Source organism: Curtobacterium sp. DN_7.5 (genome assembly GCF_022655355.1).
GTDB lineage: Bacteria > Actinomycetota > Actinomycetes > Actinomycetales > Microbacteriaceae > Curtobacterium > Curtobacterium luteum.
The window spans coordinates 219,097-231,189 of sequence record NZ_CP093378.1 but is presented as its reverse complement, the minus strand read 5'-3'; the positions used below and the strand labels follow the sequence as shown (position 1 = coordinate 231,189).

8 protein-coding genes are annotated in these 12,093 nt (G+C 72.7%); 7 read left to right on the top strand and 1 reads right to left on the bottom strand.

The window, feature by feature from the left end; all coding sequences use genetic code 11:
• The first annotated feature begins 14 nt into the window (after positions 1–14).
• Entirely contained in the window at positions 15–1,211 is a 1,197-nt protein-coding gene (locus MON03_RS01115; protein ID WP_242089977.1) for a hypothetical protein, read from the top strand.
• 75 nt (positions 1,212–1,286) lie between these two features.
• Here the strand turns inward: MON03_RS01115 and MON03_RS01110 are convergent, their stop codons facing one another.
• Positions 1,287–2,399 carry a 5-methyltetrahydropteroyltriglutamate--homocysteine S-methyltransferase gene (locus tag MON03_RS01110; RefSeq protein ID WP_022902763.1) on the bottom strand — a complete coding sequence of 371 codons (1,113 nt, stop codon included), beginning with the start codon at positions 2,397–2,399 and terminating at the stop codon, positions 1,287–1,289.
• 69 nt (positions 2,400–2,468) lie between these two features.
• On the opposite strand from MON03_RS01110, the gene MON03_RS01105 reads away from it, so the two are divergent.
• The 6 genes from MON03_RS01105 to atzF all read left to right on the top strand — a co-directional run bounded on the left by MON03_RS01105 (position 2,469) and on the right by atzF (position 12,090).
• On the top strand, positions 2,469–3,290 hold the full coding sequence (locus tag MON03_RS01105; protein WP_242089976.1) for an aldo/keto reductase: 822 nt from the start codon (positions 2,469–2,471) through the stop codon (positions 3,288–3,290).
• A gap of 206 nt (positions 3,291–3,496) precedes the next feature.
• Positions 3,497–5,107, top strand: coding sequence for an APC family permease (locus tag MON03_RS01100; protein ID WP_242089975.1), 1,611 nt, complete (start codon positions 3,497–3,499; stop codon positions 5,105–5,107).
• Positions 5,108–5,184: 77 nt separating this feature from the next.
• A complete protein-coding gene (locus tag MON03_RS01095) occupies positions 5,185–6,024 on the top strand; it encodes an urea amidolyase associated protein UAAP1 (protein ID WP_242089974.1) in 840 nt (279 codons plus the stop codon).
• Positions 6,024–6,716: an urea amidolyase associated protein UAAP2 gene (locus MON03_RS01090; protein WP_242089973.1), complete on the top strand. Its 693-nt coding sequence runs from the start codon at positions 6,024–6,026 to the stop codon at positions 6,714–6,716. Before MON03_RS01095 ends, MON03_RS01090 begins: the two co-directional genes overlap by 1 nt.
• The gene (uca, locus tag MON03_RS01085) at positions 6,713–10,387 is read left to right on the top strand and encodes an urea carboxylase (protein WP_242089972.1); all 3,675 of its coding nucleotides are present in this window, start codon (positions 6,713–6,715) and stop codon (positions 10,385–10,387) included. Before MON03_RS01090 ends, uca begins: the two co-directional genes overlap by 4 nt.
• Positions 10,384–12,090, top strand: a complete 1,707-nt coding sequence (gene atzF / locus MON03_RS01080) for an allophanate hydrolase (protein ID WP_242089970.1) — start codon at positions 10,384–10,386, stop codon at positions 12,088–12,090. Before uca ends, atzF begins: the two co-directional genes overlap by 4 nt.
• Positions 12,091–12,093: the final 3 nt, after the last annotated feature.

The window sequence follows — 12,093 nt, the reverse complement described above, 5'->3', positions numbered from 1 at the left end:
AACCAGTGAGAACCATGACGTCACCATCGAAGCGACGCACCGCGGTCGCCCCCGCCCTGCTGCTCGGGGTCGCCGCCCTCGCGCTGACGGGGTGCTCCACCGACCCCGCGGACGCGGAGGACCGTACCGAACGGACCAGCGGCGCAGACGGGACGCGCGTCACCGTGACCTACGACGGCGGCGTGCTCGTCCTCGACGAGGACCTCCGCGTGGTGTCCGACGACCCGATCGAGGGGTTCACCCGCGTCAACCCCGCCGGGGACGGCCGTCACGTGCTCGTCACCGTCCCCGAGGGCTTCCGTGTCCTCGACACCGCGTCGGACCCGGCGCTCACCGACTCGGTCTTCCCCGCCGACGCCGGCGGCCACGCGGTCGTCCACGGTGACCGGACGACGCTCTTCGCCGACGGCTCCGGCGACGTGACGGCGTTCGACCACGAGGACCTCGCCGACGCCGTCGCGGACGGCACGCTGCCCGACGTCGACACGACGCGCTCGGAGACGGCACACCACGGCGTCGCGATCGAGCTCGAGGACGGCACGCTCCTCACGACCATCGGCACCGAGGAGTCGCGATCCGGCGTGCGCGCGCTCGACGAGGACGGCTCCGAGGTCGCACGCTCCGAGGTCTGCCCGGGCGTGCACGGCGAGGGCACCGTGGCCGACGAGGTCGCCGTGTTCGGCTGCGAGGACGGCGCGCTCGTGTACCGGGACGGCACCTTCACCAAGATCGACGCCCCGACCGAGTACGGCCGCACCGGCAACCTGTTCACGACCGACTCGAGCCCGATCGCCGTCGGCGACCACAACGACGACCCGGACAGCGAGGGCTACCTCCTCGACCAGCTCGCACTGATCGACACCGAGCAGGGTTCCTACGAGACCGCGGACATGCCCGAGGGCGTCGGCTTCACCTTCCGCGACCTCGCGCGCGGGCCGGACGACGAAGCGGTCGTGCTCGGCTCCGACGGATCCCTGCACACCTTCGACGTGACGACGGGTGCGCGTCTCGGCACCGTCCCGGTGATCGACGCGTGGGAGGGCCCCGTCGAGTGGCAGGACCCGCACCCCGCCCTGAAGGTGGTCGGTGACACGGCCTTCGTCACCGATCCGGCGACGAAGACCGTCCACGCGGTGGACCTCACCAGTGGTGAGGTCGTCGCCTCCAGCGACGAGCTCCCCGGCGTCCCCAACGAGATCGCGGTCGCGTAGCGACGGACCGATCCGACACGGACTGGAGGCGCGGTGCCGACCGGCACCGCGCCTCCAGTCCGTGTCCTGGGTGCGTCAGCCCCAGACGCGGTCCGCGATCGCGACCACGCTGCGGACCTTCGCCCACTGCTCGTCCTCGGAGAGGACGTTGCCCTCCTCCGTCGACGCGAACCCGCACTGCGGACTGAGCGCGAGCTGCTCGAGCGGCGCGTACTGCGCGGCGTCCCGGATGCGCTGCTCGACGACCGCCGGGTCCTCGAGCTCGCCGGTCTTCGACGTGACCAGGCCGAGCACGACCACCTGGTCGCCCTGCGGCAGGAACCGCAAGGGTTCGAAGCCGCCGGCACGGTCGGAGTCGTACTCGAGGAAGAACCCGTCGTAGCCGGTGTTGCCGAGGAGCTCCTCGGCGACCGGCTCGTACCCGCCCGACGAGATCCACGTCGAGCGGAAGTTGCCACGACAGACGTGGGTCGTGACGACGAGGTCGGACTGCCGGCCGTCCAGCACCCGCCGGACGATCGACGAGAACCGGGCGGCGATGCCCTCGGTGTCGATCCCGCGGTCGCGGGCCTTCTCGAGCTCGACGTCGGAGCAGAGGTACGCCCACGCGGTGTCGTCGAGCTGCAGGTAGCGCACCCCGACGGCGTGGAACGCGGCGATCGCGTCGCGGTACGCCGTGACGAGGTCCTCGGTGATGGCGGCCCGGTCGGCGTAGTGGTCGGTGCGGACCTGGTCGGCGTCCAGGCGGAAGTCGAAGACGGTGGGCGACGGGATGGTGAACTTCGCCGTGACCCCGCGACGGGCGGCCTCCTCGACCACGAACCGGGCGTGCGCGAGGAACGGGTGGTCGACCGGGAAGGACACCGGCCCGGTGACACGGAGCCCCTTCGGCGTGGTGCTCGTGCCCTGGAACGCGATGCCGTGGTCGAGCTCGACGACCTCGACGCCGTCGAGGCCGCCCCAGAAGTCGAGGTGCCACCAGCTGCGACGGGCCTCGCCGTCGGTGACGACCTCCAGCCCCGCGGACTGCTGCGCGTCGGCGAGCGCCCGGACGGCCTCGTCCTCGACCAGGCGGAGTCCGTCGTCGTCGAGGGTCCCGGCGGCGTGGGCGGCGCGGGCCTCCTGCACGGCGGCGGGGCGGAGGAAGCTGCCGACGACGTCGGCTCGGAACGGCGGTCGGGAGGACATGGGCCGATGGTACCGAGACGGAACCAGCAGCCGGGAGTCCGCTGCGTCGCGCGGCGTAGTGTGCGGCGCATGCCCGCACTGACCGACACGTTCACCATGTCCAACGGTCTGCACATCCCGAAGATCGGCTTCGGGACCTGGCAGATCCCGTCCGGCAGCGATGCCTACGACGCCACGAAGACCGCCATCGAGGCCGGCTACCGCCACATCGACACCGCACTCGCGTACGGCAACGAGGCCAGCGTCGGCGAGGCCGTCCGCGACAGCGGTGTCCCCCGCGACGAGCTCTTCATCACGACGAAGCTCCCCGCCGAGGTGAAGACCGCGTCCGGCGCACGCGAGGCCTTCGAGGAGTCCTCCCGGAACCTCGACCTCGGGCACGTCGACCTGTACCTGATCCACGCGCCGTGGCCCTGGAGCGACATGGGGTCCGACCACCGCGACGGCAACGTCGAGGTGTGGAAGGTGTTCGAGGAGCTGTACGACGCCGGCCGCACGAAGAGCATCGGCGTCTCGAACTTCGCCGTCGCCGACCTCGAGGACCTCCTCGGCCGCACCGACGTCGTGCCGCACGCGAACCAGATCCGCTGGTTCGTCGGGAACACGCAGGACGCGACGACCGCCTTCGACCGCGAGCACGACATCCTCACCGAGGGGTACTCGCCGCTCGCGACCGGTGGGCTGCTCGAGAACGGCACGATCGCAGAGATCGCCGCGAAGTACGACAAGTCCGTCGCACAGGTCGCGATCCGCTACCTGCTCGAGCAGGACGTGCTGCCGCTGCCGAAGTCGACGACGCCGTCCCGGATCGCGGAGAACGCGGACGTGGACTTCGTGCTGTCGGCGGAGGACGTCGCGGCGCTCGACGCGCTGGAGGACACGACGGCGTGAGCAGCGGTCGCTGACGCGACCAGAGGACGGACGGGAGGCCCGTGGCGGGATCGCCGCGGGCCTCCCGTCCGTCGTCGCGCACTGTTTACATGCGCACGGCCCCCGACACGAGGACGAAACAGACGGGCAACGGCCGCGACACAGCGCCGCACGACACTCGTACTACCTGTCGCCCGACAGGTACTGCCGCGAAAGGTCCTGCAGCCATGCGCTCTCCCGAAGCTCCGCTCCACGCACCACGCGCCACCACGTCCTCCGGCCCCGCCGCCGGCCCGTCCACCGCCGCCTCCGACCTCGCCGCCCTCGGCTACGAACAGGAGCTCCACCGCGGTGTCGGGTCGTTCTCGTCCTTCGCCGCCGGGTTCTCGTTCGTGTCGATCCTGACCACGGTGTTCCAGCTGTTCGGTCTCGGTTTCATGCTCGGCGGCGCCGCGTTCTTCTGGGCGTGGCCGCTCGTCTTCGCCGGCCAGCTCCTCGTGGCGCTCAACTTCGCGCAGCTCGCGGCGCGCTGGCCGATCTCCGGCGCGATCTTCCAGTGGTCGAGCCGGCTCGCCGGCGCCCGCTTCGGCTGGTTCACCGGCTGGACGATGATCATCGGGCAGGTCCTGACCGTCGCCGTCGCCGCCATCGCCGTGCAGGCGGTCCTGCCGTCGATCTGGAACGGCTTCCAGATCGTCGGGGGTCCGGGGGCGAACGCCTCGGTCGCCTCGCCGACGGGAGCCGCGAACGCGGTGGTGCTCGGGCTGGTGATGCTCGTGCTGACGACGGTCGTGAACATCGTGAGCGTCCGCTTCATGGCCCGCGTGACGAGCTTCGGCGTGCTCGTGGAGATCGTCGGGGTCGTCGTCCTCATCGCCGCCCTGTTCGTCCTGCCGCACCGCTCCCCCGCCGTGGTGTTCTCGACCGCGGGTTCGACGAGCACCGAGCCGTACATGTGGGCGTTCTTGGCGTCCTCGCTCATGGCCGCGTACGTCATGGTCGGGTTCGACTCCGCCGGTGAGCTGGCCGAGGAGACCCACAATCCGCGTCGCACGACCCCGAAGACGATCGTCCGTGCACTCACCGTCTCGGGCCTCGGCGGCGGTCTGCTCATCATCGGCGCCCTCGTCGCCGCGCCGAGCCTGACCGACGGGAACCTCGCCACCCAGGGACTCGCGTGGGTGATCACCTCGACCCTCGGTGACGTCTTCGGTCGCCTGCTGCTCTGCTGCGTGGCCGTCGCGGTGTTCGCCTGCACGCTCGCCGTCCAGACCGCCGGTGCCCGGATGGTCTACTCGATGGCCCGGGAGCGCGCACTGCCGTTCCACCGCGTCCTGTCCCGGGTCTCGCCGCGGACGGGCACCCCGATCGCCGCGTCGATCGTCGTCGGTGTCGGCGCCGGGCTGGCCCTCGCGGTGAACATCGGCCAGTCCGCGATCTTCACCGCCCTGTCGAGCCTCTGCATCGCGATGCTCTACCTCGCGTACCTCGGCGTCACCGGGCCGCTCCTCGTCGAGCGCATCCGCACCCGTCGCACCGGGCTGCCGACCGGGGTCGACGAGGACGGGAAGCCGCTGTTCACGCTGGGCCGCTGGGGCATCCCGCTCAACGCCCTCGCCGTGCTCTTCCAGGTCGGCATGGCGGTCAACCTGATCTGGCCCCGTCCGGAGATCTACGACCTCACCGGGAACTCGTGGTGGCTGCAGTACAGCGCGCTGCTGTTCATCGGCGGGGTGCTGCTCGTCGGTTGGGCGTGGTCCTCCTGGCGCCACCGGGCACACGGTCCGCTCACCCTCGCGGAGGTGCCGCAGACCGCCCCCACCCCGGTCGACGCCTGACGGCACCCGGCACCGGCACCGGCCCCTCCCGCACCGCCCGCACCCCCGCAGCACCCGCACCACCGAAAGGCACCACCGTGCGTGACCTCCACCAGACCGACAGCGTGACCGCCTCGCGCTCCGACGCCCGGGCCCAGGGCGGCGCGACCTCCGACTGGATGCCGTACCTCCCCGCGTCCACGTCCCCGTTCACCCCCGAGGGCGTCGACCCGACCGAACTGGTGTGGGCCGAGACGGTGGCCCCTGGTGGCTACACGCACCGGGTGCTCGCGCGGGGGACCCGGTTCCGGTTCGACGACCCGACCGGCGACGCGTGCGCGAACGTCCTCGTGTTCAACGCCCTCGAGCCGTGGGAACGCCTCAACGTCGCGGACACGCAGAAGATCCCGTGGCAGGCGTACCTCGGGCAGGGCTCGCCGCTCCTCAGCGGCGACGGACGCGTCCTCGCGAGCATCGTCGAGGACACGTCCGGGCAGCACGACGCCTTCTGCGGGACGTCGACCGACGCGTGGAACGACGGGAAGTACGGCGACGCCGCTCCCGAGGGACCGAGCCCGAGCGGCCGCTCCCTGTTCGCGAAGGCGGCGGCCAAGCACGGCCTGTCGAAGCGGGACCTGCCGCCGAGTGTCTCGTTCTTCCAGGGCGTCCACGTCGAGCCCGACGGCACCCTGACGCCGACGGGCTCCGCAGGGCCGGACCGTCACGTCACCCTCGTCGCCGAGCTGCCGCTGCTCGTCCTCGTGGCGAACGTCGCGCACCCGCTCGACCCGCGCCCCGGGTACACCGTCGGTCCGCTCCGGGTGCACGCCTGGCGCGGGTCGGCCACGGCGGCGACGGACCCGCGGGCCACGGCGACGCCCGAGCTGCACCGCGCCCACCTCAACTCGATCGACTACGCGGAAGCGCGAGGCCTGTGATGACCGCGACCCTGACCACCTCCGTCCCCGTCGGCGCTGTCCATGCGCCCGACGTACCGCTCGACTGGGGCACGTCCCTCGTCCCCGGGACCGTCGTCCGCGACGACCGGGTGGCACCGCTCGCACCCTGGTCCGCCGTGGTCCGCGCCGGCGAGGTCCTCACGATCGTGGACGTCGGCGGCAACCAGAGCGCCGACTGCCTGCTCTACGACGCGTCCGACCCAGACGAGCGGTACAGCGTGCCCGACACCCTCGTCGCCCAGGGCAACGCCTACGTCCGCACCGGCACGGTCCTCATGTCGAACGAGGGCCGGCCGCTCATGACGGTCGTCGGCAACGAGATCGACCGGCAGGACACGATCGGCGGGGCGTGCTCGAAGGAGTCGAACACGCTCCGCTACGGCCACCACACGCAGTACCAGCACGGCTGCCGCGAGAACTTCCTCGCCGAGGCCGGCCGCCACGGGCTCGGTGCCCGCGACCTCGTGTCGAACCTCAACTGGTTCATGAACGTCCCCGTCGAGGAGGACGGCGCCCTCGGCATCGTCGACGGCATGAGCGCCCCCGGGAAGCGCGTCGCGGTCCGGGCCGAGCGGGACGTCCTCGTGATCGTGTCCAACTGCCCGCAGATGAACAACCCCTGCAACGACTTCTCCTGCACGCCGCTGCGCATGATCGTGGTCCAGCCGTGACCACCGCGCCCGACCCCACCGGGACCGACACCGTGACACCCCCGCTCTCCACCGACACCGTCCTCGTCGCCAACCGCGGCGAGATCGCCCGCCGCGTGATCCGCTCCGCGAAGGCGCTCGGCATGCGCACCGTCGCCGTCTACTCGGACGCCGACCGCGCCGCCCCGCACGTCCGCGAGGCCGACACCGCGGTCCGGCTCGGCCCCGCGCCCGCTCGCGAGTCGTACCTGCGCATCGAGGCGGTCGTCCAGGCCGCGGTCGACACCGGCGCCGGACTCGTCCACCCCGGCTACGGCTTCCTCTCCGAGAACACCGAGTTCGCCGCTGCCTGCGAGGCGGCCGGCATCCGCTTCGTCGGCCCGACCGCCGACCAGATCGTCCAGTTCGGCGCCAAGCACACCGCACGCGAACTCGCAGCCGCCGCGGGCGTCCCGATGCTCGCCGGCACGGGGCTGCTCGCGAGCGTCGAGGACGCCGTCGACCAGGCCGGACGCATCGGCCTGCCGGTCATGCTCAAGGCCACCGGGGGCGGCGGGGGCATCGGCATGCAGGCGTGCGCGACGCTCGACGAGGTCCGTACGGCGTACGCGAGTGTCGAACGGACCGCGGCCGCCGCCTTCGGCTCGGCCGGGATCTTCCTCGAACGGCTCGTCCGGCCGGCGCGCCACGTCGAGGTCCAGCTCTTCGGTGACGGCGAGGGTCGCGTCGCCGTGATCGGCGACCGCGACTGCTCGCTCCAGCGCCGGAACCAGAAGGTGATCGAGGAGGCGCCGGCCCCGGCACTCCCCCGATCCGTCCGGGAGGCACTGCACACGTCCGCCCGTCGGCTCGCCGAGAGCGTCGGGTACCGCAGCGCGGGGACCGTCGAGTTCGTCTACGACCCGGTGCGCGAGGAGGCGTCCTTCCTCGAGGTCAACACGCGCCTGCAGGTCGAGCACCCGGTGACCGAGGAGGTCTTCGGCGTCGACCTCGTGGAGCTCATGCTGCGGCTCGCCCGTGACGGCGCCGCCGGCATCGGCGACGACGTGTTCGAGCGCGAGTGGACGCCGGACGGTCACGCGGTCGAGGCCCGGGTGTACGCCGAGGACCCGGCGAAGGGCTCCCTGCCGTCGAGCGGGCTCGTCACCCAGGCCGTCTTCCCGGACCGTGCCGGCCTCCGGGTCGACGGGTGGGTCGAGACCGGCTCCGAGGTGTCCGCCTTCTACGACCCGATGCTCGCCAAGGTGATCGCGACGGGCGAGACCCGCGACGACGCCCTCGACCTGCTCCGCGACGGGCTCGCGGACACCCGGATCGACGGGATCGTGACGAACGCCGGTCTCCTCCGCACACTCACCGACGACCTCGAGCTCCGGACCGCGACGCACTCGACGTCGACGCTCGACGAGACCGAGGACCCGGACCCCCGCATCGACGTCGTCGTGCCCGGCACCATGACGATGATCCAGGACCTCCCCGGCCGCACCGGGTACTGGCAGGTCGGTGTCCCGCCGAGCGGCCCCTTCGACGGCGCATCCTTCGCCGAGGCGAACCGGGCGGTCGGCAACCCGGACGGCGCACCCGCGCTCGAGGTCACCGCGTCCGGACCGACCCTCCGCTTCTCGGCGAGCGCCGTGGTCGCGGTCACGGGCGCCCCGGTGCCGGTGACGCTCGACGGCGAGACCGTCGCGATGTGGGAGCCGGTCGAGGTCGCCGCCGGACAGACCATCGCCGTCGGGACCGCGGTGGGCCCGGGGCTCCGGGCCTACCTGGCGGTGCGCGGTGGGTTCGACGTGCCGCAGTACCTCGGCTCGACCGCCACGTTCACCCTCGGCGGGTTCGGCGGTCACGCCGGCCGTGCGCTCCTGGCCGGGGACGTCCTGCGGCCCGGCTCACCGGACGCCGACGCCCCGCACCCGGCGTTCCCCGCGGGTGCCCGGCTCGGCCTCGTCGGCGGCCCGACCCCGGCCGACCGCCGCACGGCGTTGACCGACGCGTGGGAGGTCGCCGTCACCGAGGGCCCGCACGGCGCCCCCGACTTCTTCACGCGCGACGACCTCGACGTCTTCTACGCCACCGACTACGTCGTCCACCACAACTCCGCACGCACGGGGGTCCGGCTGATCGGCCCCCGTCCGGGCTGGGCGCGGACGGACGGCGGTGAGGCGGGGCTGCACCCGTCGAACATCCACGACACCCCGTACGCCGTCGGTGCGATCGACTTCACCGGGGACACCCCGATCATCCTCGGACCGGACGGCCCCTCGCTCGGCGGGTTCGTCTGCCCCGCGGTCGTCGCCAGCGGCGACCTCTGGAAGCTGGGCCAGCTCCGCCCCGGTGACACGGTGCGGTTCGTCCCCGTCCGCGAGGCCGACGCCGCCGCGCTCGACGCGCACCGTGCCTCCCGGTCGGTGCCGCGCACCGGGGGTGACGGCGACGACGGCGTCCTGGCGCGCCTCGACGCGACGGACGCACGTCCGAGCGTCGCGTACCGGCGCGACGGCGACGACAACGTCCTCGTCGAGTACGGCGACATGACGCTCGACATCGCACTGCGCATGCGGGTGCACGCGCTCATGACGAAGCTGCAGGAGGAGGCACCGGCGGGGATCGTCGACGTCACGCCCGGCATCCGGTCCCTGCAGGTGCACACCGACACGAGCGTGCTGAAGGCGAGCACCATGGCCGGGCTCCTCCGTGAGCTCGAGGACGAGATCCCGCCGACCGACCAGCTCGTCGTGCCCTCACGGACCGTGAAGCTGCCGCTGTCGTGGGACGACCCGGCGACCCGGCTGGCGATCGAGCGGTACATGGCGGGTGTGCGGGACGACGCACCGTGGACGCCGTGGAACATCGAGTTCATCCGGCGGATCAACGGGCTCGACAGCGTGGACGACGTGTTCCGCACCGTGTTCGACGCGAGCTACCTCGTGCTCGGCCTCGGCGACGTGTACCTCGGCGCCCCGGTGGCGACACCGCTCGACCCCCGGCACCGGCTCGTCACGACGAAGTACAACCCCGCGCGGACCTGGACCGCCGAGAACTCGGTCGGCATCGGCGGCGCGTACCTCTGCATCTACGGCATGGAGGGGCCGGGCGGCTACCAGTTCGTCGGCCGCACCGTGCAGATCTGGAACCGGTTCCGCCGCGGCGGGCTGTTCCAGGAGGACCCGTGGGCGCTGCGGTTCTTCGACCGGATCGAGTGGTACCCGGTCGGGGCCGAGGAGCTGCTCGAGCTCCGCGCCGAGACGGACGCCGGACGCGGGCACTTCGAGACCGTCGACGGTGAGTTCTCGATCGCCTCGTACAACCGGTTCCTGGCGTCCAACGCGTCGTCCATCGCCGACTTCCGCGCACAGCAGGCCCGGGCGTTCGACGAGGAGAAGGAGCGCTGGCGCGCCTCCGGTGAGTTCGACGTCCGCGACGAGCCCGCCGTGGTGCTGCCGGACGAGGTGGTCCTGCCGGCCGGCGCGACCGCGGTGACCGCGCCGTTCACCTCGACCGTGTGGCAGGTGGACGTCCGCCCGGGCGACCGTGTGGACGAGGGCCAGAAGCTGCTGGCCGTGGAGGCGATGAAGATGGAGTCGATGGTGCACGCACCGGTGGAGGGACACGTGTTGGAGGTCTACATCAAGCCGGGCGACCAGGTGGCGCCGGGGCAGGTCCTCGCCGCGATCGGAGCGGCGGCGTGAGCGGGGCCCGCGACGCGGCTGCTCGGGTGTACGACGCCTTCGACCGGATCGGGGCCGTCGACCGACCGGAGGTCTGGATCGCGCTGCGTGACCGGGCGGACGTCGCTGCGGAGGCGTCGGCCGTCGACCCGTCGCTCCCCCTCGCCGGACTGCTCTTCGCGGTGAAGGACAACATCGACGTCGCCGGCCTGCCGACCACTGCGGCCGCCCGGTCCTACGCGTACACACCGGACGAGGACGCCACCGCGGTCGCCCGGCTCCGGGCCGCCGGTGCGGTCGTCGTCGGCAAGACGAACCTCGACCAGTTCGCCACCGGCCTCGTCGGCACGCGGTCCCCCTTCGGCGCCGTCCGGAACGCCTGGGACCCGACGCGGATCTCCGGCGGGTCGTCGAGCGGCTCCGCCACCGCGGTCGCGCTCGGCGTCGTCGACTTCGCACTCGGCACCGACACCGCCGGCTCCGGCAGGGTCCCGGCGGCGCTCGGTCACCTCGTCGGGGTGAAGCCGACCAAGGGGCTCGTCCCGAACACCGGTGTCGTGCCGGCCTGCCGGTCGCAGGACTGCGTCACCGTGTTCGCACGGTCCCTCGACCTCGCGCGGACCGCCGCCGAGCTGATGGCCGGACCGGACGGCCGCGACCCCCTCGCCCGCGCCGACCTCGCGCTGGCCGACCTGCCCGCCGTCCCCCGCATCGCCGTGCCCCTGCCGTCACAGCTCGAGGGCCTGGCACCGGGTTGGGCGTCGGCGTTCGAGCGGGCCGTCGACCGGTTCCGGGCCCTCGGGCACGAGGTCGTCGAGGTCGACATCGCCCCGCTGCTCGACGCCGCGACCCTGCTCTACGACGGCGCGTTCGTGGCCGAGCGGTACGCGGCGGTCGGCGCGCACATCGAGGCGCACCGCGACCGGGTCGGCGAGGACCTCGACCCGACCGTCGCGTCGATCGTGCTCGGCGGCGCCCGCCCCACCGCCGCGGAGCTCTTCGCCGACCAGGAGCGCCTCGACACGCTCGGGGCGGCCGGACGCGCCGCCCTCGACGGCACCGTCGCGCTCCTCACCCCGACGACGACGTGGCACCCGACGCTCGCCGAGGTCGCCGCCGACCCGGTGGGTGCGAACAGCCGGATGGGTCGCTACACGAACTTCGCGAACCTGCTCGACATGGCGTCTCTCGCCGTCCCCGCCGGGTTCGTCGACGGGCTGCCGTTCGGGGTGATGCTCACCGGCCCGGCGTTCACCGACCGCCGCCTCGCGGCCCTCGCCGCGGCGTTCGCGGACCCGACCGTCGACCTGCTCGTCGTCGGCGCGCACCTCCGGGACGAGCCGCTCAACGGGCAGCTCGTCGCGGCCGGCGGCACCTTCGTGCGCGAGGTCCGCACGGCACCGGACTACCGGCTGTACGCGCTCGACACGGTGCCGCCGAAGCCCGGACTGGTCCACCGCCCCGACGAGACGCCCACCGACACCGCGACCACCGACACGGCGACCGGCATCGCGGGCGAGGTCTGGCGCCTGCCCGCGCGGGGCTTCGCCACCTTCGTCGCCGCACTGCCCGCGCCGATGACGATCGGGACCGTGACGCTCGACGACGGCTCGGACGTCACCGGGTTCCTCGTCGAGCCGTACGCGGTCGAGGGCGCGGAGGACATCACCCACCACGGCGGGTGGCGCGCGTACCGGGAGCAGCCGGCCGGAGCACCCGCATGAGGT